Source organism: Stenotrophomonas maltophilia, from assembly GCF_047782825.1.
In the GTDB taxonomy this organism is placed as follows: domain Bacteria; phylum Pseudomonadota; class Gammaproteobacteria; order Xanthomonadales; family Xanthomonadaceae; genus Stenotrophomonas.
On record NZ_CP180589.1, the window covers coordinates 1,947,835 to 1,974,273 of the forward strand.

31 protein-coding genes are annotated in these 26,439 nt (G+C 68.0%); 14 read left to right on the forward strand and 17 right to left on the reverse strand.

The features are described from left to right. Position 1: 1 nt before the first annotated feature. From ACM2ZB_RS09010 to ACM2ZB_RS09030, 5 genes are all read right to left on the reverse strand, one after another. Entirely contained in the window at positions 2-1,261 is a 1,260-nt protein-coding gene (locus ACM2ZB_RS09010; protein ID WP_416058531.1) for an MFS transporter, read from the reverse strand. A 109-nt stretch (positions 1,262-1,370) separates the two neighbouring features. After that, on the reverse strand, positions 1,371-2,684 hold the full coding sequence (locus ACM2ZB_RS09015) for a sensor histidine kinase (protein WP_416058231.1): 1,314 nt from the start codon (positions 2,682-2,684) through the stop codon (positions 1,371-1,373). Beyond that, a complete protein-coding gene (locus tag ACM2ZB_RS09020) occupies positions 2,681-3,421 on the reverse strand; it encodes a response regulator (RefSeq protein WP_416058232.1) in 741 nt (246 codons plus the stop codon). The genes ACM2ZB_RS09015 and ACM2ZB_RS09020 overlap by 4 nt, the downstream gene beginning before the upstream one ends. Before the next feature lie 57 nt (positions 3,422-3,478). Next, positions 3,479-4,024, reverse strand: coding sequence for a redoxin family protein (locus ACM2ZB_RS09025; protein ID WP_416058233.1), 546 nt, complete (start codon positions 4,022-4,024; stop codon positions 3,479-3,481). Positions 4,025-4,027: 3 nt separating this feature from the next. After that, the gene (locus tag ACM2ZB_RS09030; protein WP_416058234.1) at positions 4,028-4,822 is read right to left on the reverse strand and encodes an alpha/beta fold hydrolase; all 795 of its coding nucleotides are present in this window, start codon (positions 4,820-4,822) and stop codon (positions 4,028-4,030) included. A gap of 344 nt (positions 4,823-5,166) precedes the next feature. Between ACM2ZB_RS09030 and ACM2ZB_RS09035 the strand changes: the two genes are divergently transcribed. The 6 genes from ACM2ZB_RS09035 (at position 5,167) to ACM2ZB_RS09060 (ending at position 8,702) form a co-directional block, all read left to right on the forward strand. After that, the gene (locus tag ACM2ZB_RS09035; RefSeq protein WP_416058235.1) at positions 5,167-5,811 is read left to right on the forward strand and encodes a DoxX family protein; all 645 of its coding nucleotides are present in this window, start codon (positions 5,167-5,169) and stop codon (positions 5,809-5,811) included. Between the two features lie 101 nt (positions 5,812-5,912). Next, the gene (locus tag ACM2ZB_RS09040) at positions 5,913-6,389 is read left to right on the forward strand and encodes an EF-hand domain-containing protein (RefSeq protein ID WP_416058236.1); all 477 of its coding nucleotides are present in this window, start codon (positions 5,913-5,915) and stop codon (positions 6,387-6,389) included. Positions 6,390-6,445: 56 nt separating this feature from the next. Next, positions 6,446-7,291, forward strand: a complete 846-nt coding sequence (locus tag ACM2ZB_RS09045) for a DUF692 domain-containing protein (RefSeq protein WP_416058237.1) — start codon at positions 6,446-6,448, stop codon at positions 7,289-7,291. Beyond that, the gene (locus ACM2ZB_RS09050) at positions 7,284-7,601 is read left to right on the forward strand and encodes a putative DNA-binding domain-containing protein (RefSeq protein WP_416058238.1); all 318 of its coding nucleotides are present in this window, start codon (positions 7,284-7,286) and stop codon (positions 7,599-7,601) included. The genes ACM2ZB_RS09045 and ACM2ZB_RS09050 overlap by 8 nt, the downstream gene beginning before the upstream one ends. Before the next feature lie 90 nt (positions 7,602-7,691). Then, positions 7,692-8,018, forward strand: a complete 327-nt coding sequence (locus tag ACM2ZB_RS09055) for a hypothetical protein (protein WP_416058239.1) — start codon at positions 7,692-7,694, stop codon at positions 8,016-8,018. Positions 8,019-8,069: 51 nt separating this feature from the next. Next, positions 8,070-8,702: a ferric reductase-like transmembrane domain-containing protein gene (locus tag ACM2ZB_RS09060; RefSeq protein WP_416058240.1), complete on the forward strand. Its 633-nt coding sequence runs from the start codon at positions 8,070-8,072 to the stop codon at positions 8,700-8,702. Positions 8,703-8,748: 46 nt separating this feature from the next. On the opposite strand, the gene ACM2ZB_RS09065 is transcribed toward ACM2ZB_RS09060, so the two are convergent. The 6 genes from ACM2ZB_RS09065 to ACM2ZB_RS09090 form a co-directional block, all read right to left on the reverse strand. Next, entirely contained in the window at positions 8,749-9,153 is a 405-nt protein-coding gene (locus ACM2ZB_RS09065; protein ID WP_416058241.1) for a hypothetical protein, read from the reverse strand. A gap of 72 nt (positions 9,154-9,225) precedes the next feature. Further along, positions 9,226-10,362, reverse strand: coding sequence for a metallophosphoesterase (locus ACM2ZB_RS09070; protein ID WP_416058532.1), 1,137 nt, complete (start codon positions 10,360-10,362; stop codon positions 9,226-9,228). 159 nt (positions 10,363-10,521) lie between these two features. Further along, positions 10,522-12,060, reverse strand: coding sequence for a TerC family protein (locus tag ACM2ZB_RS09075; RefSeq protein WP_416058242.1), 1,539 nt, complete (start codon positions 12,058-12,060; stop codon positions 10,522-10,524). 39 nt (positions 12,061-12,099) lie between these two features. Next, positions 12,100-12,324 (reverse strand): helix-turn-helix transcriptional regulator, encoded by a 225-nt coding sequence (locus tag ACM2ZB_RS09080; RefSeq protein WP_313435281.1) that lies wholly within the window; start codon positions 12,322-12,324, stop codon positions 12,100-12,102. A 27-nt stretch (positions 12,325-12,351) separates the two neighbouring features. Then, positions 12,352-12,819: a DUF2975 domain-containing protein gene (locus ACM2ZB_RS09085; RefSeq protein WP_416058533.1), complete on the reverse strand. Its 468-nt coding sequence runs from the start codon at positions 12,817-12,819 to the stop codon at positions 12,352-12,354. A gap of 188 nt (positions 12,820-13,007) precedes the next feature. Further along, entirely contained in the window at positions 13,008-13,643 is a 636-nt protein-coding gene (locus ACM2ZB_RS09090; RefSeq protein WP_416058243.1) for an NMCC_0638 family (lipo)protein, read from the reverse strand. Between the two features lie 130 nt (positions 13,644-13,773). Between ACM2ZB_RS09090 and ACM2ZB_RS09095 the strand changes: the two genes are divergently transcribed. Next, on the forward strand, positions 13,774-14,085 hold the full coding sequence (locus ACM2ZB_RS09095; protein ID WP_079221004.1) for a metalloregulator ArsR/SmtB family transcription factor: 312 nt from the start codon (positions 13,774-13,776) through the stop codon (positions 14,083-14,085). Between the two features lie 14 nt (positions 14,086-14,099). Further along, entirely contained in the window at positions 14,100-15,491 is a 1,392-nt protein-coding gene (locus tag ACM2ZB_RS09100; RefSeq protein WP_416058244.1) for a DUF2867 domain-containing protein, read from the forward strand. 34 nt (positions 15,492-15,525) lie between these two features. On the opposite strand, the gene ACM2ZB_RS09105 is transcribed toward ACM2ZB_RS09100, so the two are convergent. Then, the gene (locus ACM2ZB_RS09105; protein WP_416058245.1) at positions 15,526-15,957 is read right to left on the reverse strand and encodes a pyridoxamine 5'-phosphate oxidase family protein; all 432 of its coding nucleotides are present in this window, start codon (positions 15,955-15,957) and stop codon (positions 15,526-15,528) included. 136 nt (positions 15,958-16,093) lie between these two features. Beyond that, on the reverse strand, positions 16,094-17,119 hold the full coding sequence (locus tag ACM2ZB_RS09110) for an AI-2E family transporter (RefSeq protein ID WP_416058246.1): 1,026 nt from the start codon (positions 17,117-17,119) through the stop codon (positions 16,094-16,096). Positions 17,120-17,259: 140 nt separating this feature from the next. On the opposite strand from ACM2ZB_RS09110, the gene ACM2ZB_RS09115 reads away from it, so the two are divergent. Further along, on the forward strand, positions 17,260-17,664 hold the full coding sequence (locus ACM2ZB_RS09115) for a hypothetical protein (RefSeq protein ID WP_416058247.1): 405 nt from the start codon (positions 17,260-17,262) through the stop codon (positions 17,662-17,664). Positions 17,665-17,669: 5 nt separating this feature from the next. Here the strand turns inward: ACM2ZB_RS09115 and ACM2ZB_RS09120 are convergent, their stop codons facing one another. Beyond that, positions 17,670-18,677 carry a LacI family DNA-binding transcriptional regulator gene (locus tag ACM2ZB_RS09120; protein ID WP_416058248.1) on the reverse strand — a complete coding sequence of 336 codons (1,008 nt, stop codon included), beginning with the start codon at positions 18,675-18,677 and terminating at the stop codon, positions 17,670-17,672. Between the two features lie 95 nt (positions 18,678-18,772). Between ACM2ZB_RS09120 and ACM2ZB_RS09125 the strand changes: the two genes are divergently transcribed. Genes ACM2ZB_RS09125 through ACM2ZB_RS09145 form a run of 5 tightly spaced genes read left to right on the forward strand, consistent with a single transcriptional unit; the run spans position 18,773 to position 23,407 of the window. Continuing rightward, on the forward strand, positions 18,773-19,825 hold the full coding sequence (locus tag ACM2ZB_RS09125; RefSeq protein ID WP_416058249.1) for a sugar phosphate isomerase/epimerase family protein: 1,053 nt from the start codon (positions 18,773-18,775) through the stop codon (positions 19,823-19,825). Between the two features lie 27 nt (positions 19,826-19,852). Further along, positions 19,853-21,070, forward strand: a complete 1,218-nt coding sequence (locus ACM2ZB_RS09130) for a nucleoside permease (RefSeq protein WP_416058250.1) — start codon at positions 19,853-19,855, stop codon at positions 21,068-21,070. An 11-nt stretch (positions 21,071-21,081) separates the two neighbouring features. Then, the gene (locus ACM2ZB_RS09135; protein WP_416058251.1) at positions 21,082-22,206 is read left to right on the forward strand and encodes a Gfo/Idh/MocA family protein; all 1,125 of its coding nucleotides are present in this window, start codon (positions 21,082-21,084) and stop codon (positions 22,204-22,206) included. 19 nt (positions 22,207-22,225) lie between these two features. After that, positions 22,226-23,092, forward strand: coding sequence for a sugar phosphate isomerase/epimerase family protein (locus ACM2ZB_RS09140; RefSeq protein WP_416058252.1), 867 nt, complete (start codon positions 22,226-22,228; stop codon positions 23,090-23,092). Between the two features lie 18 nt (positions 23,093-23,110). Further along, on the forward strand, positions 23,111-23,407 hold the full coding sequence (locus ACM2ZB_RS09145; RefSeq protein ID WP_416058253.1) for a c-type cytochrome: 297 nt from the start codon (positions 23,111-23,113) through the stop codon (positions 23,405-23,407). A 9-nt stretch (positions 23,408-23,416) separates the two neighbouring features. Here the strand turns inward: ACM2ZB_RS09145 and ACM2ZB_RS09150 are convergent, their stop codons facing one another. The 3 genes from ACM2ZB_RS09150 to ACM2ZB_RS09160 are packed head-to-tail and all read right to left on the reverse strand — an operon-like array spanning position 23,417 to position 26,432. Then, a complete protein-coding gene (locus tag ACM2ZB_RS09150) occupies positions 23,417-24,157 on the reverse strand; it encodes a DUF1080 domain-containing protein (RefSeq protein WP_416058254.1) in 741 nt (246 codons plus the stop codon). Positions 24,158-24,171: 14 nt separating this feature from the next. After that, positions 24,172-24,747 (reverse strand): gluconate 2-dehydrogenase subunit 3 family protein, encoded by a 576-nt coding sequence (locus ACM2ZB_RS09155; protein ID WP_416058255.1) that lies wholly within the window; start codon positions 24,745-24,747, stop codon positions 24,172-24,174. After that, entirely contained in the window at positions 24,747-26,432 is a 1,686-nt protein-coding gene (locus ACM2ZB_RS09160) for a GMC oxidoreductase (protein ID WP_416058256.1), read from the reverse strand. Before ACM2ZB_RS09160 ends, ACM2ZB_RS09155 begins: the two co-directional genes overlap by 1 nt. Positions 26,433-26,439: the final 7 nt, after the last annotated feature.

The following is a 26,439-nucleotide window of genomic DNA, read 5'->3' on the forward strand; positions in this document are numbered from 1 at the left end:
CCTAGCGTTCGGCCCTGCCCGGGACGGTCTCGGGCAGGGTCCACAGCACCGGCAGCACCAGCACCGCCACCAGCGCGATCATCGCGCCCGGCGCCGCCGCCCAGCCGCTGCGTTCCACCCACCACTGCGCCAGCCACGGTGTCGCACCGCCGAACACCGCCGTGGCCATGGTCACCCCCAGTGCCAGTCCGCTCACCCGGCCCTCGCCCGGGAACTGCTCGGCCGTGGCCGGTGCCGCCACTGCGCTGATGCCGCCGGCCACGCAGGCCAGCACCACCGTCGCCAGCGCTATGCCCAGCGGCGCGGCCTCGGCCATCCAGCCGAACATCGACAACGGCAGCAATGCCGCCAGCACGGTCAGCCCCAGCAGCAGCGGTCGCCGCCCGAAGCGATCGGACAGCAGCCCGCACAGCGGCGTAATGGCGATGACCGCCACTGCCGCCACCGTCGACAGCCACAGCGCATCGCCTTCATCGTGCCCCTGCGCATGGAGGAACGCCGGCACATAGGTGATGCCGACGTAGTAAGTGATCGAACCGAGTGCGGAGATCGCGAAGGTGCGCGCCACCGCGCCGGGGTGGTTGCGCAGTACGTGGCGCAGCGGCGTCGCCGGAATGCTGCCCTCGCGACGCTGGCGCTCGAACTCGGGCGATTCATGCATGCCCGAGCGCGCGATGAGGATCGCCAGCGCCAGCGCGGCACCGACGAAGAACGGAATACGCCAACCCCAACCATCCAGTTGCGCAGGCGTGAGCACTGCCACGGTCACCGCGGAGATCGCCACCGCCAGCATCGCGCCCACTTCACTGGCCGCCGAGGCCAGCGACGTGACCAGGCCGCGACGGCGGGCCGGTGCGCTTTCCAGCAGGTAGGCGACCACGCCGGTGTATTCGCCGCCTACCGAAAAAGCCATCACACAGCGCAGGACCAGCAGCAGCGCGCCGGCCGTGGTGCCCGCGGTCGCTGCGGTCGGCAGCAGTGCGGTGACAAGCATCGCCGCCGCCATCAACGCCATCGAGGCCAGCAGCATCCAGCGCCGGCCGAGGCGATCACCGAGGTGGCCGAAGCACAGCGCGCCCAGCGGGCGCATCAGGTAGGAGACGGCGAAGCCCGCCAGCGTGACCAGCATCGCCTGCTCGCCGCCACCGAAGAACACCCGCGACAGCACGGTGGCGAAATACAGGTACAGGGTGAAGTCGTACCACTCCACCACGGTGGACAGGCCCGCAACCCACATCGAGCGCTGCCGCGCCGCCGTCATTTCGTTCATGGGCGGAGGGTGTCACGCGCGGGGTGACGGCGCGGTGCATCTGCAGCCGGGCGCGGGGTCGGATCCCGTTCCCGCAGGGAATGGGCTCTGACCCCACCGATCACCCCGGCAGCTGCAGCACCGCCTGCAGGCCACCGCCCTCACGGTTGCGCAGCTGCAGCGAACCGCCCAGCGACTGCGCCAGCTGCACAGCAATGGCCAGGCCCAGCCCGGTGCCGCCGGTATCGCGGTTGCGCGAACCCTCCAACCGGTGGAACGGGGCCAGCACCGCCTGCAGCTGGTCCTCGGGAATGCCAGGCCCGCGGTCGGACACGCTGATCCACGGCTTGCCGGCGGCATCGCGACCGGCATCGATCTCTGCGCTGCCGGCGTAGCGCAGGGCGTTGTCCACCAGGTTGCCGACCACCCTCCGCAGCGGCTGCGGCCAGGTCTGCACGGTCAGGCCTGCGGGCGCACCGCCCGAGACCGGCCTGCCCATGTCTTCGTAGTCGCCCACCACGCTGGCCAGGAACGCGGCGAGATCCATCGCCACCGGCGCACCGCTGGCCACGTGGCTGCTGCGTGCATAGGCCACGCCTTCGCGTACCAGCTGGCCCAGGTGGTCCAGGTCATCCAGCAGGCGCTGCTGGGTCGCGTCTTCGGGCAGCGTTTCCACGCGCAGCTTCATGCGCGTGATCGGCGTCTGCAGATCGTGCGAAATGGCCGCCAGGATCTGCAGGCGTTCGCTGACGTGCCCGCGTATACGCGCCTGCAGTGCATTGAGTGCGGCGGCGGCGGTGCCCACTTCGGCCGGGCCATCCTCGGCCAGCGCCGGTGCGTCCTTGCCGGGCTGCAGGTGCTCGACGGCGTGCGACAGCTGCTGCAGCGGGCGCAGTGCCAGCCGCACCGCCAGCCACGCACACAACAGCAGCAGGGCCAGCTGTACCAGCAGCACGGCCGGCAACCAGCGCGCCAGCGGCAGGCCCGATGGCGTGACCTCGATGGTCAGCGGCGTGCCATCGTGCAGGCGCAGTTCCACCTCGAAACGTTCGGGCAGGCGCGCGACCTGGCGCGCCAGCAGCGGATAGCGATGTTCCAGGCTGTCATCGATAAGGCCGGTGACCTCACGTGCACGCTCGGTTTCCAGTGCCGATCCGGCGGCGGCCGGGCGCAGCAGGTAGCGATAGGTGCGCCGCTCCAGGCGCGGCACCCAGGCCTGGCGCTGGTCGGCCGGCAGGTGTTCCAGCAGGGCCACGCTCACCGCCACATCCTCGTCCAGGTTGCGCAGCATCATGCTGCGCGTGGCCTGGTAGCGCTCGAAGAACAACAGGCCGAACGACAGCGCATGGGCCAGGGTCAGCCCGCCCAGCAGCAACAGCAGCAGGCGCGCCGACAACGTGCGCGGCCACGGCAGGCAGCGCGCGGCGGCGTTCATTCCTCCGGCCCCAGCAGCTGCACCGGCACGCTGAACACATAGCCTTCGCTGCGCACGGTCTTGATGTAGGTCGGCTCTCGCGCGTCGTCGCCCAGGCGCTGGCGCACGCGGCTGACCAGCAGGTCGATCGAGCGGTCGAACAGTTCGGCATCACGGCCCTGGGTGAGGCTGAGCAGCTGGTCGCGGCTGAGCACGCGGTTGGCGTGGTCAAGAAACACGCGCAGCAGGCGGAACTCGGCGCCGCTGAGCGGATAGGCGGTGTTCTGCGCATCCAGCAGGTGGCGCGCGGTGGTATCCAGGCGCCAGTCACCAAAGGCCAGCTGGCGGCCGGCTTCGCTCACCTGCAGGTTCGGCGGCAACATCTGCGTGCGGCGGATCACCGCGTTGATGCGCGCCAGCAGTTCGCGCGAGGAGAACGGCTTGGTGACGTAATCATCGGCGCCCATTTCCAGGCCGATGATGCGGTCGGTCTCGTCATCGCGGGCGGTCAGCAGCACCACCGGCACGGCGCGGTGCTTGCCGGCCCGCAGGTTGCGGCACAGGCTCAGGCCATCCTCGCCGGGCATCATTACGTCCAGCACCACCAGATCCACCGCATGGGTGTCCATCAGCGCGCGCATCGCGCGGCCGCCGTCGGCCTGGCTGACGCGCAGCCCGTTGCGCTGCAGGTAGTCGGCCAGCATCTGGCGGATGTCGCTGTCATCGTCGACGACAAGGATGTGCGGTACGTGGTTCATTGCGTTCTCGATGGAGGCGGAGGACAAGGCCGCGCGGCGCGGCCATGGTAGCGCGGCTCAGGGGCTGGCCAGCAGGCGCTGGATCTCGCTTTCGGTACGCGCGTAGTCGCCTTCGCCGTAGTGGCGGTAGACCACCCGACCCTGCCGGTCGACCAGATACAGTGCCGGCCAGAATCGATTGCCCCACGCGTTCCAGATGCGGTACCGGTTGTCCTGCACCACCGGCCAGGTGATGTCGAGGCGGTGGATCGCGTGGCGCACGTTGGCCTGCAGGCCTTCGTAGGCGAATTCGGGTGTATGCACGCCGACCACGCGCAGCCCCTGCGCTGCGTAGCGCGCGTGCCACCGGTGCACGTAGGGCGCCACGTTGAGGCAGTTGCTGCAGCCGTAGGTCCAGAACTCGACCAGCACCACCTGCCCGCGCAGCTGCTCCAGCGTCAGCGGCGGACTGTTGTGCCAGGGCCCACCGCCGCTGAATCCTGCAGCGGGTGCGGCCTCGGCCGTCTGTGCACCGGCTTCGGGGCTGGGCCAGGCCATCAGCAGCGCCCCCCCGCCCAGCAGGGCCAGCAACAGCGGCAGCGTATAGGCACGAAGCGCGGCCATCGCTCAGCCCCCCTGCTCGGCCAGCGGCAGCTCGGCCGGCTTCACCCCGGCCGCTTCCAGGATGCTGTCGGCCACCTGTGCGGGGTGCGAGAGCAGCGACACATGGCTGCTGCCGATCGACTGCAGCTGTGCGCCGATGCGCTGCGCGGTGGCCACCTGCAGCTGCGGCGCCAGCATGCGGTCGTTGCGGCTGACCACGTACCAGCTCGGCTTGCTGCGCCAGGCGGCGGTGGTCACCGCTTCGCCCAGCGCGCTGGCCTTCAACGGCACCTGCGTGCTGTACAGCAGGGCGGCGGTCTTCTTCATCACGTCGGGTGCGAAATCCCGCGCGATGGCATCGGCCGGCAGGGTCAGGTAGCCGTCTTTCTCCTGCAGGCGGGTCAGCCCGGGGCCAACCGGGAAGCCTTCGCCCTGCTGCGCGGAGGACTGGCCGACATCCGGTGCGAAGGCGGCTACGTAGACCAGCGCCTGCACCTTGGGATCGTTGCCGGCTTCGGTGATGACCGTGCCGCCCCAGCTGTGGCCGACCAGCACCACCTTGCCCGGTGCGGCGGCAATCGCGCGACGGGTGGCGGCCACATCGTCCGCCAGCGAGGTGAGCGGGTTCTGCACGGCCACCGCCGGCAGCTTCCAGTCGTGCAGGGTGGTGATGACCTTGTTCCAGCTGGAACCGTCGGCGAAGGCGCCATGCACCAGAATGACCGTGGGCGGCGCACCGGCATCGGCCTGCGCAGCGAAGGCGGGGGTGGCGGCGCCGGCCAGGGCCAGGGCGGCGGCAAGCAGGGTGGTGCGGATCATGGGTGGCACTCCAGTGTTGGGAGTGGCCATTTCCACCTGCGGGTGTATCGCTGCTGTTTCGGCGCGGAGGCTGAGTTGTACCGGACTGTAGGACGGTGGCCGGTTCCTACAGTGGGATACATTCGGCCGCCGGGCATGGCCCGGCGCTACCGGGTGGATAGCGTTCCCCGCACGCGGGCGCGCAACGCGCCGATGCGCCCCCGATGCGGCGCCTTTGTATCCAACTGTACGAAACCCCTGCCGCAGCCACAGTCGCTGACAAAACCCCGGGCAACGGCACACGTTGCCGATACCTGCGTGGCCCGAAATGGCCTCCATCGACCACTGGCCCGCAGGACACACCCATGATCAGCACCGCCTCCACCCTCTACACCCCGCGTCTGGATGCCGTCGGCCGCTGGCTGTCGCCGCTGGCGCTGCGTGCGCTGCTGGCCTGGGAATTCTTTGAATCCGGCCGCGAGAAGCTGGGCGGCCAGAACTGGTTCGTCGACCTGGAAGGGCGCTTCCCGTTCCCGTTCTCCACCCTGCCCGCTTCCCTGAACTGGCAGCTGGCCACGTGGCTGGAACTGGTGGGCGCGGTGATGCTGCTGCTGGGCCTGGCCACGCGTTCGGTGGCCTACATCTTCTGGGTGCTGACCGTGGTCGCCATCGCTGCCGTGCACTGGCCCGACCAATGGAGCGGCCTGGGTGAACTCTGGCAGGGCTATGCCATCACCGACCAAGGCTACGGCAACTTCAAGCTGCCGCTGCTGTTCCTGGCCATGCTGCTGCCGCTGATCCTCAACGGCGGCGGTGCGCTCAGCGTCGACCGCCTGCTGGCCGGCCCGCAGCGTGCCGTTGTTGGCGATGACAGCCTTGGCTGGGGCGTCAGCCTGATCGCCCTGCTGCTGCCCATTGCCGCACTGCTGCCTGGCATTGGTGTTGGCGGTGCCCTGCTCGGCGGCGCCCTGCTGCTGGCCCATGTACTGCGGCGTCGCCGCGCCGCCTGATCCGCTTCCGTCCTTTCCCATCCCGCTTCGCATCGCATTCCGTCGCCTTGTGGCGGCGTCCATCCCGCACGCCCGGCGTGCCAATCCAAGGAGTCATCACCATGTCCGTCTCGACCAAGAACACCGCTGCTTCCCGTCTGCCGCGCATCGGCGCCATCGGCATCGCCCTGGCCGGGAGCCTGCTGCTGGCCGGCCAGGCCGCCGCACTCCAGCCGCTGGCGATCAGCGCCGTGGCCATGAGCGCTGCTGCCGAAGGCAAGTGCGGAGAAGGCAAGTGCGGCGCCAACAAGAGCGCCACCAGCAAGCCGGCCGGCAAAGCCAAGGTAGCCGAGGGCCAGTGTGGCGAAGGCAAGTGCGGCGACGCTTCGTTTGCCCGCACCGACCGGGACCACGACGGTCGGGTCTCGCGTGCCGAGTTCAATGCCGTGGCTGCCAAGCGTGCCGCCGAATTCGACCGCATCGACACCGACCACGACGGCTACATCAGCGAACAGGAAGCGCACGACTACCTGCGCAGCGTCTACACCGCCCACGGCAAGCCGATGCCGAAGGGCCTGTTCTCCCGCGTCAACGACTGATCGCCCACCACCCGGCGCCGCCCCCACGGCGGCGCCATTGCCCTGGAGTACCGCGCATGTCCCTGCCCCTGCCTTCCGCCAGCGCCGGCCTTGGCCTGCGCCGTGGCCTGATCGATGCGCTGCTGGCGATGCCGGCCGATGCCATCGACTTTCTCGAAGTCTCGCCCGACAACTGGATCGGCGTCGGCGGTGCCCACGGGGCCGCGCTGCGCCGGTTGAGCGAACGCCACCGCCTGACCTGCCACGGCCTGTCGCTGTCACTGGGGGGGCCGGACCCGCTGGATCGCACGCTGCTGGCGCAGACCCGCGCCTTCCTCGACCTGCACCAGGTGCAGCTGTACAGCGAACACCTGAGCTACTGCGCCGCCGGTGGCCATGTCTACGATCTGCTGCCCCTGCCGTTCACCGCCGAGGCCGTGCACCACGTCGCCGGTCGCATCGCCCAGGTGCAGGACACGCTGGGCAGGCGTATTGCCGTGGAGAACATTTCCTACTACGCCGTGCCCGGTGCGGACATGAGCGAGATCGACTTCATCACGGCGGTGCTGGCCGAGGCAGACTGCGATCTGCTGCTGGACGTCAACAACGTCTTCGTCAACGCCTGCAACAACGGTTACGACGCCTTTGATTTCCTGGCCCGCGTGCCCGCCCACCGCGTTGCCTCGCTGCATGTGGCCGGCCACTTCGACGAGGACGACGGTTTCAAGATCGACACCCATGGCGCGCCGGTGAAGGGCGTGGTCTGGGCCCTGCTGCGCGACGCCTATGCGCGCGTAGGCGTGCGCCCCACCCTGCTGGAGCGTGACTTCAACTTCCCGCCCCTGGCCGAGCTGCTGGCCGAGGTCGAGCAGATCCGCCAGGCGCAGGCCGATGTGCTGCTGCCGGAGGTGGCCCATGGCTGACTCCCTGGCCGCCCTGCAGCAACGCTGGGCCGATCACGTACGCGACCCGTCGATGCCCGCGCCCGATGGCATCGACGCGCGGCGGCTGGCGGTCTACCGCCGCCTCTGCATCGACAGCCTGGACAGCCTGCTGGCAGGCAGCCTGCCGCGCCTGCAGGCGCAGCTGGGCGGGGCGCGCTGGCGCAGTCTGGTCGAGCACTACTACGCACACCACGTGTGCCATACCCCGTTGTTCCCGCAGATCGCCAGCGAATTCGCCGCGTGGCTGGCCGTGCAGGACACGTTCGCGCTGCCGGGCTGGGCGGCGTAACTGGCGCACTACGAGAGCACGCAGCAGGCGCTGTACATCGAAGCGCGCGAGGCCGGCCGACAGCAGTCGCACGCACCCGAGGCGGACAGCGTGCTGGCGGTGTCGCCGTGGGTGCGGGTGCTGGGCTACCAATGGCCGGTTCACGAGGATGCCGCACTACCCGAGCAGCCCGCAGCCACGCCGACGCTGCTGTTGCTGCGCCGCCAAGCGGATTTCGGCCTGCAGGTCGAGGAACTGCCGCCGCTGGCGTATGCGCTGTTGTCGGCCTGCGGTGATGAAGGTGCCCGCGTGGATGACGCACTGCAGGCGCTGGCCGATGCGCATGGCGTGGCGGCCGACGAACTGCGCGAGGTTGCCGTACCCGTGCTGGGCGAACTGTGCGCGGCCGGCGTGTTGGTTGTGCTGACCGGGTTCTGAGATTGCCGGCCAGCGGCCGGCACCACCCCCTATCTGATTCGAGGTTTGACCATGGCTGTTTCCAATACTTCCTTGCTGCACGGCTGGCGCCTGTTCGTGGCCATCGCCGTGGTCCTGATCGCCATCGCACTGGCGGCGTTCTCCCTGCAGCCCGACGTGGTCGAGGGCAGCCGCGCGGCGATCCGGGTGACGGCGCGCACATCGTTCCTGCTGTTCCTGGCAGCCTTCACCGCGTCTTCGTTCGCCAGCCTGCTGCCCGGGCCGTTCACCCGGTTCCTGTTGCGCGAGCGGCGCATCATCGGCCTGTCCTTCGCGTTCTCGCACCTGCTGCATGCAGTGGCGATCACCGCCTTCGGCATCCTCAACCCCGCGTTCTGGCCGGCGCGATCAGCCCTGGCCAACCTGCCGGGCACGGTGGGCTACGTGGCCATCCTCGCCCTGGCCATCACTTCGCACCGTGGCATTGCCCGGCGCATGGGACCTACCGCGTGGGGTCGCCTGCACGTAGCCGGCATGTGGATCATCGCCGCCGTGTTCACCTATTCGTACTTCAAGCGCGTGCCAGCCAACTTCTGGTACGCCGTGCCCTCGGCCCTGCTGTTCACCGCCTTCGTGGTGCGTGCGATCGCAAAGCGCGCGCAGTCCTTGAAGCGCAGTGCGAACGCAAGGCTGGCGGTGCGATGAACCTGGGGTCGGATCCCTTTGCCGGTGGCAAAGGGATCTGACCCGATCAGGCATCACGTGCAGCGCGATAGGCGCTGTAAGCCGCCACGATCTTCTGCATCCGGGCCTGCTGCTTCGCACCCATCGGCACCCGCTGCACACGCTTGTACAGGGTCTTCCACATGTAACCGGAACGGAAGAAATACGGCCGCACCTCCAGGAAGGTCAGCACCACATCCACGATGTTCGGCTCGTGCCGGGCCAACTGCTGCAGGGCATGGTCGTAGCCACCAGGAAACACCAGCTGCGGGTAGCGCTGGTGGAATTCCGCGCAGGCATCGGCGTGTCGCTGCCTCTCTTCCGGCCCCCGCCAGCGCAGTGCAGCCGTCTCGCGGATGAGCTGCTGCAGCCGGTTGATTTCATCCGCGTTGGCGCGGATCAGCCGTTCCATGGGTGCGCGGGTGTGGGACATGGTTCCTTCCATGGGGTCCGTCGGGGGTCAGAGCCCTTTGCCATTGGCAAAGGGATCCGACCCCACCAGAGTTCACGGCGCGCGGCGCAGGGTAAACACCGTGATTTCCGAAGGCACACCGATGCGTGCCGGGAACCCAGCCCACAGGCCGGCGCCGTTGCTCACGTACAGCGTCATGCCGTCCACCTCATAGCGGCCGGAGACGAAACCCCCGTTGGCGCGCTTCACCAGCTGATCCATGCCGATGATCTGGCCACCATGGGTATGGCCGGACAGCTGCAGCTTGACCCCGCGTGCGGCCGCTTCGGCAGCGTTGCGCGGGCGGTGGTCGAGCAGAATCACCGGTGCGGCCGGGTCTGCGCCGGCCAGGGCGGCGTCCAGATCCGGCAGCGGCAGGCCATAGCGCGCGGCCACCGGATCGGTCACGCCCGCAATGGTCAGCGCTGCGTCGCCACGCCGCACCTGGGTGTGGCTGTTTTCCAGCACCTGCATGCGCAGCGCGCGGAACGCCTGCATCCAATCACTGTACTGGGCGTAATACTCGTGGTTGCCGGTGATGGCGATCACCCCATCCGGTGCCTGCAGGTCACCCAGCGGCCGGTAGTCGTTGCGGCGTGCTTCGACCGTGCCGTCGATCAGGTCACCGGTGATCACGATCAGGTCCGGCTTCAATGCATTGCTTTCAGCCACCACCTTGCGCACCCAGTCGCCGGTCAGCAGGCGGCTGGCATGGATATCGGTGAGCTGCAACACGCTGTAGCCATCGAAGGCGGCCGGCAGGCCCTTGACCGCGACATCGATCTGCCGCGGCTTCGGCACGGCCATGCCCTGGCTGACCCCGTAGCCACTGAGCAACAGGGCGACACCTGCCGCGAGCGGTCGCAGCAGCGGCGCACGCAGGGCCGATACCGCACGTGGCAGGCGCAGCATGCGCGCAGCCAGCAGGCCGGCATCGAACAGCAGCATGGCCAGGGCCAGCAGCAGCACGGCGGTGGACCCGGTGGCGAGGACGGCGATGGCCATCTTCGGGATTTCCGGCGAGGCCATCGTGCCCCAGAAACTGGCGACGATGCGCAGCTGCACGGCAACGGCCACCAGCAGCAGCGACAACAGGACCTTGGCCCAGGCCGGCAGGCGCAGCGGCCAGAACAGGCGCCAGGCCACGTACAGGCCCATCAACAAACCAATCGTACTCAGCACTACGACAATCCATAACGTGGGGCCCGCCATGGTGACGGGCAAAGGTTGCAATGGGTAGAGCCGAGCACGGGCTCGGCTGCTGCAACTGTAGAGCCGAGCCCGTGCTCGGCTGCGGGAAAAGCAGCCGAGCGTGGGCTCGGCTCTACAAAAAGCAGAAGGCAGCCGGCGTTACGGCTGCGCCAGGCGCTGCACGCGCAGGCGGGCGATGCGGCGCTTCTCCATGACCAGCACGGTGATGCGGATGCCTGCCACGTCCACCGCATCACCTTCGTCGGGCAGGCGGCCCAGCTGTTCCAGCACCAGACCGGAAATGGTCATGTAATCGGCACTGCGCGGCAGCGATACGCCGGCCAGGCGCTGCAGGTCGTCCAGTGTCAGCGCGCCATCGGCCTCCCAGTGGTCCTCACCCTGTGCGACCACGCCATAGCGCTCGTCCTGGGTGTCGGCCAGGTCGCCGGCGATGGCCGCCAGCAGGTCGTTGGCGGTCACCAGGCCTTCCACGCTGCCGTATTCGTCCACCGCTACCGCCAGCGGCACGGGGTGCTGGCGGATCAGTTCCAGCGCCTGCAGCGCGCTGGCGCTGGACAGCACGTACTGCGGCTCGCGCAGATTGCCTTCCAGCTGCAACGGCCTGCCCTGCAGCAGGTCGGCCAGCAGGTCGCGGCTCTGCACCACGCCACGCAGGCTGTCCAGGTCGCCCTCGCCCACCAGCAGGCGGGTATGCGGCGAGGCAACCAGCCGCGCCACCACATCCTCCTGGCCGCGCGACAGGTCGATCCACTGCACATCCGCGCGCACGGTCATCACACTGGACACCGGCCGGTCGGCCAGGCCCAGCACGCTGCGGATCATCTCGTGTTCGGCCGGCTGCAGGCGCTCCTCGGCCTCATCGCCACCGTCCTCGTGCGCATCGTCGTGGCCGTTGGCCGGGCGCGCGCCCAGCATCCGCAGCACCGCATCGGCGGTGCGCTGGCGGAACGGCTGGCGGCGCTCGTTGCGCTCACGGTTGAAGCGCACCCACTGGTTGAACGCTTCCACCAGGATCGAGAAGGCGATGGCCGCGTACAGATAGCCCTTCGGAATCTTGTAGCCCAGGCCTTCGGCCACCAGGCTGAAGCCGATCATCAGCAGGAAGCCCAGGCACAGCACCACCACCGTGGGGTGCTTGTTGACGAAGCGGGTCAGCGGCTTGCTGGCCAGCAGCATCAGCGCCATGGCGATGGTCACCGCGGCGTACATCACGCCCAGGTTGTCGACCATGCCTACAGCGGTGATGACCGAATCCAGCGAGAACACCGCGTCAAGCACCACGATCTGCGCCACCACCATGGCGAAGCTGGCATAGACCTTCTTGCCGTTGTCCTCGTGCTGGCGGCCTTCCAGGCGCTCGTGCAGTTCCATCGTGCCCTTGAACAGCAGGAACAGGCCACCGCCCAGCAGGATCAGGTCACGCCCGGAGAAGCTGTGCTCGAACAGCGTGAGCAGTGGCTCGGTCAGTTTCATGATCCAGGCCAGTGCTGCCAGCAGCACCAGGCGCATCAGCAGGGCCAGCGCCAGGCCGATCACCCGCGCGCGGTCGCGCTGGTGCGGCGGCAGCTTGTCCGCCAGGATCGCGATGAACACCAGATTGTCGATGCCGAGCACGATCTCCAGCACGACCAGCGTTGCAAGGCCCATCCAGATCGAGGGGTCAGCCAACCATTCCATTTCGGGTCCGTTTTTTCATGAGGTAAGGGGAAAGCGTGTTCAGTCGTCGTCCTGCGCCTGCAGCGGGTCGTGCCCGAGCAGGTCGCCGGGCGTGCACTGCAGTTCGCGACAGATCGCATCCAGCGTGGAAAAGCGGATGGCGCGGGCCTTGCCGGTCTTCAGGATGGACAGGTTGGCCAGGGTGATGTCGATGCGACCGGCCAGCTCGGACAGGGTCATGCCCCGCGCCTGCAGCATGCGGTCCAAAGTGATGGTGATCGCCATCAGGCACCCTCCTTCATGGCGCTGCCATCAGACCAGGCCATCGAGGTCGTCACGCATGGCCGCGCCGACGGCGAACACACGCGCCAGCACGAACAGCATCAGCACGGCGATCAGTCCGGTGATGGACATGCCACCGCCGACTTCCATCCAGGCGAAATCCGGGCCCATCCAGGCGGCGTAGACACCGATCACGATCGACAGCGCTTCCATGGCCAGCATCAACCAGGCCATGCGCTGCAGCCGCTGCGCATTGGCGTGGGTGAACGGGCGGGCGCCGGCGGCCGAGCGCAGCAGCCGGGCAAGGTGCCGCAGGAACACCAGGCACAGCACCAGCAGGGCAACGATGGTGCCCAGGCCGATGCAGAAATGCAGGAACAGGTGGCTGCCGTGCACGGCCACCGCCTGCGTGTCATGCACGGTATCGAGCAGCCAGCGGCGGTCGTAGGCGACCAGCGGCACGGCCAGCAGCGCGGCCAGGATGCCCAGCCAGCACATCGCCCGCACCGCCTGTACGGCGGTCTGGGCCAGGGTGAACAGGCCTCGCGCGGAGTGGGCGCGGGCGGGAAGAGCGGTCAAGCAGCCTCCGGTCTGGGGCGGCCATGCCGCCCGGGGTGAATTTATCGATAAACGATATACCACATCCGGGCGCGGTGGATGAATCCTCCCGCGCGCATGGCAGGACGCTAGCGGGTGGTGCCGGGCTCGGGCTGAGGCGCCCCAGGCAGGCCTGCTCCGGGCTGCGGCGTCGGTGCCTGTTCCAGCATGGCTTCACCGGGACTGACCGAGGCCATGGCCTGCACGCCGGCTTCGGCCGCCTGCCGGGTGACCAGGCGGAAGCGCACGCGCAGGCGGGCATCGCCGGGGGTGGCCCAGCCGTACTGGATCGCGACCTGGTCGGCCGACAACGGCCCGCGCCCGGGCAGCGAGCGCACCTGCAACGGCTTGGGTGCGGCCTGCACCAGGCGCGCGAAGCCCTTCTGCACCACCGCCGGCTCGGCCTTTTCCGCATACACGCTGCAGGTGCCATCGTCGGCCCAGCTGACCGCGTAACGCCCGCTGGCCAGCGGCACCAGCCAGGCCACGCCCGATTGCCCCTGCAGCAGGCTGGCGGCCTCGGCCGGCTGCAGCGGCGACAGCCCATTGGCCTCCATCAGCGACTGCAGACGCGCGGGCGCACCGATGTGTTGCATGCAGGCGGTATCGAACAGTTCGTTGAACGGGTCCTGCGCTGCAGGTGCCGCCTTCGGTGCGCGCGCCGGCGCGGCCGCCCCCAGGACAGGCAGCAGCAGGCCAAGCATCAACCACGGCACAGAACGCATCGGAACTCCAACGAACGGAACGCAGGCGGGAGGATGGCAAAGGCCGGTGGCACTTCGCAACGGCAGCAGGCACTTGACAGCGGGCCGGGGCAGCGCAATCATCAATTAACGAATTAGTTAACTACCATCCATGGACCGCATCTTCGAAGCACTCGCCTCCGGCGCACGCCGGCAGATCCTGGCCTACCTCAGCGCCGGCGAACTGAGCGCGGGCGAGCTGGCCGAGCGCTTCGACTTCAGCAAGCCCGCCCTGTCCAGCCACCTGCGCATCCTGGAAGAGGCCGGCCTGATCGAACGCGAGAAGCGCGGCCAGTTCGTGTATTTCCGCCAGGTGCCCGAGCGCCTGGCCAACACGCTGTTCTCCTGGGCGGCCGAGGTGTGTCCGGTCGGTGGCCCGCTGAAGCGCGAAGCCCGCGCACGCCGCAAGTCCCCTGCCCGCTGACAAGGAGCACGACGATGCCTGGTTCGACCCGCAACAGCCGCTCGTTTCCAGGTGTCCAGCTGCCCGCACAGGACGGCGCCGGCCCGATCGAAGTCACCCTGATCGCCCAGCTCGGCATTGGCGCCGGCGATGCACTGGTGAAGGATGCAGGCGAACGCCAGCGCCACCATCCGTCCTACATCGATGCGCTGGATGAACCCTCCGCGCGCCTGGGCGGAATGCACCTGCAGCACGGCGATGCGTCTTCGCTGTACAGCTTCGCGGTCGGCGCCGGCGGTCATCCGTTCCATCGCCATGCCGGCCCGCGCATGTTCACTGCCATTGCCGGCAGCGCCGGCGCCGAACTGCGCTTCGCCACCGCCGGCGACGCGCAGCTGGACGCCGACCCGGCCGCCTTCCTGCGCAGCCTGCGGCGCATCCGCATTCCACCGGACTGCCTGTTCACCGTGCGCTTCGGCGGTGGCACCTGGCACCAGTTCGCCTCCAACCATCCGGCACACCCGGCGCTGTTCGCGCTGTCGTGCCACAGCAACGAACTGGCCGGCAGCCTGAGCGCGGCCACGCGCGCCCAGGTGCAGGCCAACAGTGCCGACATTCCCAGCCTGACCCACGTTCTGCCGAGCGCGCATTGGCCAACGCCGGCCACCCTGGACACCGCGCCCTTGCTGCAGCTGTCACTGCAGGCCGCGCCGCCCAGCCTGTGCGCACGCCTCTGCGCGCAGACCCGTGCACTGCTGGGGCCGCTGCGGCGGATCAACCTGCGCCCTCTGCGCGGCTTCGTCGAACGCAGCACGCCGCGCTATCCGGTACACAGCGGTCAGCCCGACACGCAGGGCCTGCTGGCCAGCGCGCTGCCCAACAGCCACTACCAGGACCTGACCGTGCTGACCCTGCGCAGCGGGCACTGCACGCAGCGCTCGGCGTCCGCCCTGCTGGCGGATGTGCTGGACGGTTTCCTGCGCAATCCACCGGGCGGCGTGGGCCGGTTGATGGCCCTGCGCAACCGCCTGGTGGCACCGTTGCGCCTGCGCACCTCGCCGCTGGGTTGCCCCGTGTCGTCGCTGTTGTCAGCGGATCGCAGCCGCCTGTTCGCTGGGCGTTTTCCGGTACTGGACGCACGCGTGGATGGCACCGACCGCAGTGCCGAAGTACTGCTGGGCGCCGATGACCGCCACCTGCGCTTCCGCAGCAGCGTGCGCGTGCAGTTCGACGACGACGGCAATGTGCAGATCAGCCTGGGTTCGCGCGTACAGACCCACAACCGGTTCGGCCGGCTGTACATGGCGCTGATCGATGCCGTGCACCGCCATTACATCGCCCCGGCGCTGCTGCGGCGTGCGGTGGAACACGCGCTGGCGCCGGAGCTGGCCGACTGGGTGGATAAGGGTGTGGCTGCATCAGGCTGAGCCGCCGGGCATGGCCCGGCGCTACCCTGCATGATCAGACGGCCAGTTCGCCCTGGTCCTCGCCATCCCAGTACTGCAGGCGGTGGGCGTGCACATGGATCAGCACCAGCCCCGGGGTATCCACGCCCTGTTCGAACCAGCGCTCCAGTTCTTCCACCCAGTGCTGGGCCAGCACACCACGTTCGCGGATGATCGCGGCCATGCCTTTCACATGGACGAACAGCGGGGGCTTGCCCAGCAAGGACTTGTTGCCGGTGAAACCCAGCGCAACCTTCGGATCGGCTTCGATCTGGCGCACCATGTCGGTGCTGTCCAGGGCGAAGAACCAACTGTCGCCATCGTAGTCCACATCCCCGTTGTTGCTCATCGGCCGGCCATCGATCTCGCCGCCTGCGTGGGTCTGCAGCATCGCGAAATCGATGCCGGCCATCTTCTTCGCCAGTTCGGGCAGGGTGAGCGTGGTCATGCGCGTGATCCGTACGGAAGGGTGGATCAAGCGTCTGCCGTGCACGGTGACCGGCGCGTGCAGTGGCGCTGGCGCGGCCTTCACGCTTGCGCCGGGCAGTGCCCGGCGCTACCGATGCGGGGCGAACGCGGCCGGCTCAGATCCAGCCCTGGTCGACCAGTTCGCGCTTCACATAGGCATAGAACACCGGCGCTGCCACCAGCCCGGCCAGGCCGAACGCTGCTTCCATCACCAGCATGGCCAGCAGCAGTTCCCAGGCGCGCGCCTGGATCTCGCCGCCGACGATGCGTGCATTGAGGAAGTACTCCAGCTTGTGGATGACGATCAGGTACAGCAGCGCGGCCACGGCCACGTAGAACGACACCGACAGCGCCACGATGGTGATGACGGTATTGGAGATGATGTTGCCCACCACCGGCAGCAGGCCGGCCAGGAAGGTGATCAGCACCAGCGTCTTGGACAGCGGCAGGTGCACGCCGAACATCGGCAGCACGCCCAGCAGGAAGATGGCGGTGAACACCGTGTTGAGCAGCGAGATCTTCAGCTGGGCGAACACCACCTGGCGGAACGCGGTGGCCAGGCGGCTGGTGCGGCCGATCAGTTCCTGTGCCAGCGGCCCCATCTTCGGCAGCGGCAGTTCGTCGTACAGGGCGATCATCGCGCCCAGCACCATGCCGATCAGCACGCGCACGCCTACCTGCACCACCGAGGTACCGGCCACGCCCAGCTGCCGCTGGTGCTCGGCGGCCCATTCGTTCAGCGCCGCGCGCAGCCGTGTCAGGTCTTCGGGGATATAAGGCTGCAGCATCGCCGGCACCTGGTGCCGCGATGTGTTGAGGATGTCCATCAGCCGCGCCAGCAGCACATCCGGCCCGCCGGTCTCGTTGCGGAAGAACGAGGCCACGCCGATACCGGCCAGCACCAGCACGCCGATGATGACCGCCGACAGCACGATGACCGCGAACGCGCGCGCCCGACCCGGCGGCAGCTTGCCTTCCACGGTGTTGGCCAGCACATGGGTCAGCTGGAACACCAGCAGGCCCGACAGCAGGGTGACCACCAGGCCCAGCTTCAGGGCCAGCCACATGCCCAGCAGCATCAGCAGCCAGGCGGCAATGCGCGCAGCAGGGGGCCTGGGCGGGGCAAGGACGGCTTCGGGCATGGCGGCACTTTCCGGCGGGGTGGCCCATGGTAGTGGATTGGCACGACGGTTCCGCTGCACCCCGCGCGCCCGTTCAGCCCACTGGCGGCCCGGCACGGCGCAGCGCACACTGCGCGCCATCACGCCCGCAAGGATGCCCCATGCACCGCCCTCTTCTCGCAGCCCGCCTGGCCCTGCTGTTGCTGCCGTCCACGGCCTGGGCCGCGGACGACACGCCCTTGCCGCCGCAGGTGAAGGCCGATGCCGAAGCCATCGCCACCGAACTGCTGAAGGTGCAGCGCACCGATGCCGGGCTGTCCTGCCCGAAGGCGGTGGAGAACGCACGCTACGGGCTGGAAACCATGCTGGAAGTCGGCGCGAAGAACGTGGCCGGAGGCTACATGGACGCCGACAGGTTCGAAACCCTGGCCGCACCCATGCGCGAACTGCTGCCGCAGTTCACCGTGGCCGACTGCGAAGCCTCGGCCGATGGCAAGCGAGACTTCTACCAGTGCATGTCCAGCGACTACAACCATGTGCTGGCCTGCGCCAAGGCGCATCTGTAGCGCCGTCAGCCGTGTGTCGGCGCCGCGGTCGAACCGCGCACCATCAGGTTGAAATCCAGCGTCTGCTGCAGCGGCACGTCCACACGCTCGATGATGGCCAGCAGCAGGTTCACCGCGCGGGCACCGATTTCCCGCATCGGCTGCCGGATGGTGGTCAGCGGCGGCGTGAGGAAACTGGATGACGCCAGATCATCGAAACCAACCACCGACAGCGCGTCCGGTACGCGGATACCCAGTTCCCGGCAGGCCGCCAGCGCGCCCAGCGCCATCTGGTCGCTGAAGCAGAATATGGCGGTTGGTGGCAGCGGGCCGGCCATCAGCGCCGTGCCAGCGGCATGGCCGGATTCCAGCGAGAAGTCACCGGGTACAATGCTCAGGCTGCGCAACCGGCCGCGTGCCTTGCCGGCACTGCGCACCCCTTCCAGCCGCTGCTGGTGCAGCGGGTTGTCGGGCGGCCCGCCCACCACGGCGATCCGCTCATGCCCCAGGGCATACAGGTGTTCCATCACCGCGCGTGCGGCGGCGGCGTTGTCGATGTGCACGCTGGGGATGCCCAATGCGGGGTCGAACTCGCAGCCGTTGACCACCGGTGCGGCGGCACCCAGCGCCTGCACGATCTCGCGTGCGGTGGGCGGCAGGCGATGCCCCAGCACGATCAGGCCATCGGCTTCGTTGCGCCTGAGCATCTGCGCGTAGCGCTCCTCGCGGTCAGGCTGGTGCTGGGTATCGCCCAGCAGCACCGCATAGCCCACCGCCTGCGCCGCGTCCTCGGCGCCCTGCAGGATCTGCGCGAAGAACGGATTGGCGATATCCGGCACCGTGACCAGGATCTTGCCGCTGCGCTGGGTCTTGAGCGTCCGCGCCACCGTATTGGGCACATAGCCCAGCTTGGCGGCCGCCTGCTCGATGCGCGCGCGCGTGGCCGGCAGCACCTTTTCCGGCCGCGACAAGGCCCGCGACACCGTGCCGGCGGACACGCCCACGTGCTTTGCGATGTCGTAGATGGTTGCCATGGTCTCAGCTCCTGTTGCCGCTGTGCACTGCACAACGGGTCTGCGGAAAGCCCATGCTAGGGTAATGCAATCGATTGCATCGAGGGCGAATCATCTTGAAGACGCTCAAGGGTCCAGCGCTTTTCCTGGCGCAGTTCATCGGCGACAAAGCTCCTTTTGATCGGCTGGACACGCTGGCCGGGTGGGCAGCGGGCCTGGGCTATTCTGGCGTACAAGTGCCCACCACCGCGCCCCACCTGTTCGATCTGGCCGAGGCCGCGCGCAGCCAGACCTACTGCGACGACATGGCCGGCATGCTGGCCGGGCACGGTCTGCAGATCACCGAACTGTCCACCCACCTGCAAGGACAGCTGGTTGCCGTCCACCCCGCCTATGACAGCCTGTTTGACGGTTTCGCACCGGCGGACAAGCGCGGCAATCCCGCTGCCCGCCAGGCGTGGGCGGTGGACCAGCTCATGCTGGCGGCCAAGGCCAGCCAGCGCCTGGGGCTGAACGCACACGCCACCTTTTCCGGCGCACTGGCCTGGCCCTACTTCTATCCGTGGCCGCAACGCCCGCCCGGCCTGGTGGCTGAAGCCTTCGCCGAACTGGGCCGCCGCTGGCGCCCGATCCTGGATGCGTTCGACGCCTGCAGCGTGGACCTGTGCTTCGAGATCCACCCCGGCGAGGATCTGCACGACGGCGCGACCTTCGAGCGTTTCCTCGAGGTGGTCGACCACCATCCGCGCGCGAAGATCCTGTACGACCCCAGCCACCTGCTGCTGCAGCAGATGGACTACCTGGGCTTCATCGATCGCTACCACGCGCGCATCGGCATCTTCCACGTGAAGGATGCGGAGTACCACGCCAGCGCCCGCAGTGGCGTCTATGGCGGCTACCAGGACTGGATCGACCGGCCGGGCCGGTTCCGTTCACTCGGCGATGGACAGGTCGATTTCAAGGCGATCTTCTCCAAGTTCGCGCAGTACGACTTCCCAGGCTGGGCGGTGCTGGAATGGGAGTGCTGCCTGAAGCACCCCGAAGATGGCGCGCGCGAAGGCGCGGCCTTCATCCGCGACCACATCATCCGGGTGACCGAACGGGCCTTCGACGATTTTGCGGACAGCGGCACAGATGCCGCCGCACTGCAGCGCATGCTGGGAATCTGAGCCGACACCGCCCCGGGAGGGCAAGCCATGACGCACGCCATGTCGCGCTTGGGCGCGATGATGTTCCTGCAGTTCTTCATCTGGGGCGCGTGGTTCGTGACCCTGGGCACGTACCTGGTGCAGGGCCCGCTGCAGGCCAGTGCCAGCCAGGTGGCGACGGCCTTCCTCAGCCAGTCCATCGGCGCGATCGTCGCACCCTTCCTGGTCGGCCTGATCGCCGATCGCTACTTCGCAGCGCAGCGTATTCTCGCGGTGCTGCACCTGGCCGGTGCGGTGCTGATGTGGCTGGCCTCCACCGCGACCAGCTTCAGCATGTTTTCCGCCTGCGTGATGGGCTACATGCTGCTGTTCATGCCGACGCTGGCACTGGCCAACAGCGTGGCGATGCGGCACATGCAGTCGCCTGAAAAACAGTTCCCACTGGTGCGGGTGGCCGGCAGCATCGGCTGGATCATCGCCGGCGTGCTGATCGGCTGGATGGGCTGGGAGCAGGCGCACCGGCTGGAGCTGACGTTCCAGATGGCGGCGGTGGCATCGCTCGCCCTGGGCCTGTATGCATTCACCCTGCCGCACACGCCGCCACTGGCCAAGCAGCGCGATGCCGGCCTGGGGCAGATCCTGGGGCTTGATTCGCTGCGGCTGCTGAAGTCGCGCTCGTACCTGGTGTTCTTCCTGGCCTCCATCGCCATCTGCATTCCGCTGTCGTTCTATTACAACTTCACCAACCCCTACCTCAACGATCTGGGCGTACGCGGCGCCGCGGGCCTGCAGTCGCTGGGCCAGGTGTCCGAAGTACTGCTGATGCTGGCCATGCCGTTCCTGTTCGTGCGGCTGGGGGTGAAGACCATGCTGGCGGTGGGTATGGCCGCCTGGGTGGTGCGCTATGCCCTGTTCGCCTTCGGCGATGCGGGCGGCGGCTTCTCGCTGCTGGTGATCGGCATCGTGCTGCACGGCATCTGCTACGACTTCTTCTTCGTCACCGGCCAGATCTATACCGATGCACATGCGGGACCTGACGCACGCAGCAGCGCGCAGGGCTTCATCACCCTGGCCACCTATGGCGTGGGCATGCTGATCGGCACCTTCCTGTCCGGCGCGGTGGTGGAGCACTACACCACGGCCGCAGGGCCGGACTGGCAGCAGATCTGGCTGTTCCCCGCCGGCGTTGCCCTGGTCGTGCTGATCGCCTTCCTGCTGCTGTTCCGCGACCGCCCCGCCGCTGCCGCCGCGGCCACTACCCGCTGAGAAAATCGCCGATGCCAAAGCTTGGAATCGCCATTGTCGGCACGGGGATGATCGCCGCGGTGCACCGCCGCGCCGCCCTGCTCGCCGGTGCCGACGTGCGCGGCGTGGCCGCATCTTCTCCGCAGCGCGCGCAGGAGGTGGCACAGGCGTGGAATGTCCCGCGCGCCTACCGCGATATCGAGGAAGTGATCGCCGACCCGCAGGTGCAGGTCGTGCACGTGTGTACGCCCAACCACTTGCACCGCGCCATGGCGCAGGCCGCACTTCAGGCCGGCAAGCACGTGGTCTGCGAGAAGCCGCTGGCCACCACCCTGGCCGATGCGCAGGCGCTGGCCGAGCTGGCCGCATCGACCGGACTGATCGCCACCGTGCCCTTCGTCTATCGATACCACCCGGTGGTGCGGGAAGCACGCGCGCGCATCGCCGCCGGCGACATCGGGCCCCTGCACCTCATCCACGGCAGCTACCTGCAGGACTGGCTGCTGGACCCGGCAAGCAACAACTGGCGCGTCGACCCCGCCCTTGGCGGTACATCACGCGTATTCGCCGACATCGGCTCGCACTGGTGCGACCTGGTGGAATGGGTCAGCGGCCAGCGCTTTGCCGAGGTCAGCGCCGCGTTCGCCACGGTGATCGCCGAACGCGGCGCCGAAGGCGCAGAGAGTTTCAGCACACCCAGCGCAGGCGGCACGATGCAGCCGGTAACGAGCGAGGACGTGGCCGCCGCGCTGTTCCGCACCGGCGCCGGCACCCTGGCCTCGCTGACCGTCAGCCAGGTTTCGGCCGGGCGCCACAATCGCCTCTGGTTCGAGATCGATGGTGCCAAGGCCAGCGTGGCCTTCAACCAGGAAGACGCCGAGCGCCTGTGGATCGGCCGGCCTGACCAGCGCGAGGAAACCTTCGTGCGCGGGCCAGGTGCCGGCAGCGCCGAACAGCGCCGGCTGTCGGTGCTGCCGCCGGGGCACGCGCAGGGCTATGGCCATTGCTTCGAGGCCTTCGTGGCCGACTCCTATCGCGCCATCGAAGGCGAGCGCCCGCAGGGCCTGCCCACTTTCGAGGACGGCCTGCGCTCGGCATTGATCGTCGACCGCGTCATTGCATCGGCCAGGTCCCGCGCCTGGTCCACCATCGACTGAATCCCGGGAGGGTGTACGGATGAAGGCTCCAACACGCAGGATCGCAACCGCCGCGCTGCTGTTTCTTGCCGCCCTGCCCGCCTTCGCCGCTGACGCCGGCGGCGCGCAGAAGCCCATCGCGGTGCAGATGTACACGCTGCGCAATGCCGGCACGCTCGACCAGCAGCTGAAGATCGTCCACGACGCAGGCGTGCATGCGGTGGAAACAGTGGGCACGCAGAATGTCAGCGCCGCCGAACTCAAGCAGCTGCTGGAAAAGTACGGGATCAAGGCGATCTCCTCGCACACCGCACTGGCCGATCTGCGCAACGACCTCGACGCGGTGGTGGCCTTCAACCGCGCGATCGGCAACACGACCCTGGTGGTGCCCTATCTGGACAGCAAGGACCGGCCGACCGATGCCGCCGGCTGGACGGCGCTGGGCAAGGAGCTGGGCCGCATCTCGGAACGGGTGCGGGCAAAGGGCATGCGCCTGGCCTATCACAACCACGATTTCGAGCTGGTCGATGTCAATGGCAGGACCGGGCTGGAGCTGCTGTTCGAAGCGGCCGGCCCCGGTCTGCAGACCGAACTTGACCTGGCGTGGGTGGCCCGCTCCGGCCATGACCCGGTGGTGATGCTGGGCAAGTTCCGCGGCCGCCTGTTCGCCGTCCATGCCAAGGACAACGCGCCCAAGAGCCAGGCCGAAGACGAAGGCGGCTTCGCCGCCGTAGGCCAGGGCGTGCTCGACTGGAATGCGATCCTGCCGGCGGCCGCAGCGGCCGGCGTGCAGTGGTACATCGTCGAACATGACGAACCGCGTGATCCGGCCAAGGTCATCCAGGCCGGTGCCGACTACCTGCGCGGACACCTGACCGTCACCCTGCCCGCCCGCGCATCGCGCTAGCCCGCAAAGGAGCTTCGTTTGAAAATCATCCTGACCCTGGCCCTGAGCTTGTGCGCGGCAGCCCATGCGCTGCCGGCATGGAGCAAGGACGATCCCGCCGCCGGCGCCAAGCTGTACGCAGCGAACTGCGTGGCCTGCCACGGCGCGGATCGTGCGGGCATGCCCGGCGCGTTCCCCGCACTGACCGATATCGGCAAGCGCCTGCCGCCTGCGCAGATCAAGGAAAAGATCAGCAAGGGCGGCGGCCTGATGCCGCCCTTCTCCCAGCTGTCCGCGCAGGAGATCGATGACCTCGCCAGTTTCCTGGCGAAGTAGGCGCGGGCGTTACAGCTCGCGCACCCAGATGTTGCGGTAGCTGACCTTCGATGCGTGCTCCTGCAGATACAGCGGCGCGCACCCATGTGGCGAGTACGACGGCGCGCCGATGTACTCGGTCTTTCCCGCCAGCACGGTATCGTCCTGCACCAGCACGCCGTTGTGCAGCACGGTGATGCGGGCCGGTGAGGCCAGCCCACCACCCGGCGAGAAGCGCGGTGCCTTCCAGATGATGTCGTAGGCCTGCCACTGACCCGGCGCACGCGAGGCATTCACCCGCGGCACGGCCTGCTTGTAGATGGAACCTGCCTGGCCATTGGCGTAGGTGGGGTTGTTGTAGCTGTCCAGCACCTGCAGCTCGTAGCGCTCCTGCAGGAAGATGCCGCTGTTGCCGCGGTTCTGGCCATCGAACCCCTTCGTATCGGTGGGCGTACGCCATTCGACGTGCAACTGCATATCGCAGAACGGCTGCCGGGTGCGGATACCCTTGCTGCCCGGAACCACGGTCATGGCGCCGCCGGCCACCTTCCAGGGCACAGGCCCGCCCTGCTCCGCCTCCCAGGCGGACACATCCTTGCCATTGAACAGCACGATCGCATCGGAGGGCGCCGCGCCCATTGGCGTGGCCACTTCGGCCACCGGCGCCCACACCTCGGTCTTCGCCGGATCGCGCTCGGGCCCCGTGCTGGACTGTGCAAAAGCGGACGCCGCTGCAAGCACGCCGGCAGCCATCAAAAGAGGTCTGATCATCCTGTCGTACTCCATCAGCTGGTCGCCCAGGCGGGTGTGCCCGGGGCATAGGCCATATCGCCGTCGTATCGTCCGGGCACGGCCACGTACTTCAGCACCTCGGTCGCGCCCTGTTTCGAGGTGAAGAAGCCGAAGATGGCCAGTTGCTTGATCATCGTGAAGGGATGCGGCATCGCCTTCGCGCTTTCGCCGGTACCGGTCTCGGTCACTTCAACCGCACGCTTGCGGGCTTCGGTATCGAGCGCGCGCAGCAGTTCGGTGCGCGCCTCGGGCGTCAGGGCGACGAAGCGACCGCCGGCGCGTTTGTCGATGTCGACCAGCCCGGCACGGAAGGTCGCCTGCTGCCGGGCGGTGTAGCAGTCGGTGACGAACCGGGCCATGAAGGCGCCGGTACCCGCGTCCTTCGCGCCCGGCGTGCGGGTGCGCGGCAGGATGGTCTCGGCGATCTCATCGAGCGTGGCGATCTCCGCCTCGGAGAAGGCAGCGCCCGCTGCCGCTACCGGCAGCTTGGCGCCGGCCAGCGCCGGCAGGCCGATCATCGCCGCGCCGGTGGCCGCCGCAATCATCTTCAACAGTTCACGGCGATCCATCAGAGATTCCCCGCTTTCAGTTCGCGTACGGCATGGTCGGCGGCCCGTGCGGTCAGCGCCATGTAGGTCAGCGAGGGGTTCACGCAGGCACTGGAGGTCATGCAGGCCCCGTCGGTGACATAGACGTTGGGCGCATCCCAGACCTGGTTGTTGGCGTTGAGGACCGAGGTCTTCCGATCACGGCCCATGCGTGCGGTGCCCATTTCGTGGATGCCCTTGCCCGGGGCGTAGTCGTTGTCGTGCATCTCCACATCCTTCACCCCGGCGGCCTCCAGCATCTCGGCGGCATCGGCGGCCATGTCCTTGCGCATGGCCTTTTCGTTCTCGCGCATGGCAACGTCCATCGCCAGCACCGGCAGGCCCCACTTGTCCTTGTGGTCGCGGTCCAGGCGGATCGTATTGTCGTGGTGCGGCAGCATTTCGCCGAAGCCGGTCATGCCGATGCGCCAGTCACCCGGCTGGGTCAACGCCTCCTTCAGGTCGGCACCGATGTTCAACTCGGCGATCTCGCGTGACCAGCCGTTGCGGCTGGCACCGCCCTGGTAGCCGAACCCGCGCAGGTAGCCTCGCTTGTCCGCGGCAACGTTGCGGAAGCGGGGAATGTAGAAGCCGCAGGGGCGGCGGCCGAAGTAGTACTTGTCGTCGTAGCCTTCGACACGTCCAGAAGCACCCGCACCGAAATGATGGTCCATCACGTTGTGGCCGAGTTCCCCGGACGAAGAACCCAGGCCGCCTTCCCAGACGTCGGTGGCCGAATTCATCAGCAGCCAGGTCGAGTTGAACGATGACGCGTTGAGGAAGATCACCTTGGCCGTGTACTGGTAGGTCTGCCCGGTTTCGGCGTCGATGACCTCCACCCCGCGCGCACGCCTGCGGTCCTTGTCGTAGAGCACTTCCTTGACGATGGAGAACGGCCGCAGCGTCAGGTTGCCGGTCTTCATCGCCACCGGCAGCGTTGCCGCCTGCGTCGAGAAGTAGGCACCGAAGGGGCAGCCGAGAATGCACTTGTTGCGGTACTGGCAGTTGACCCGGCCCTGTTCGGGCATCGGCTTGGTGATGTTGGCGGTGCGCGAGTGGATCATGTGGCGGGTACCACCGAAGGCCTTCTGGATCCGCGCGGCCACATCCTTCTCGACGATGTTCAGCGGGATCGGCGGCAGGAATTCGCCATCGGGCAGCACGTCCAGGCCTTCGCGCGTACCGGCGATGCCGGCGAACTTCTCCACGTGGTCGTACCACGGCGCGATGTCGGCATAGCGGATCGGCCAGTCGGCGGCAATGCCTTCCTTGAGGTTCGCTTCGAAATCCAGGTCGGAGAAGCGGTAGCTCTGCCGTCCCCACATCAGCGAGCGCCCGCCCACGTGGTAGCCGCGGAACCAGTCAAAACGCTTGGTCTCGATGTAGGGCGAGTCCTGTTCGTCGGCCCACATCCCTTCCAGATTCTCGGCCAGGGCATAGTCGCGCATCAGCACCGGAAACGCGGCCTTCATCGCCTGGGTTGGCCGGTTGCGGTGCGGGAAGTCCCACGGCTCCTTCATCGCATTGACATAGTCCTTCACGTGTTCGATGTTGCGCCCGCGTTCCAGCATCAGGACCTTCAGACCCTTTTCGGTCAGTTCCTTTGCCGCCCAACCGCCACTGATTCCCGAGCCAACAACGATGGCGTCGTAATGATTATCTGCCATGGGTCTC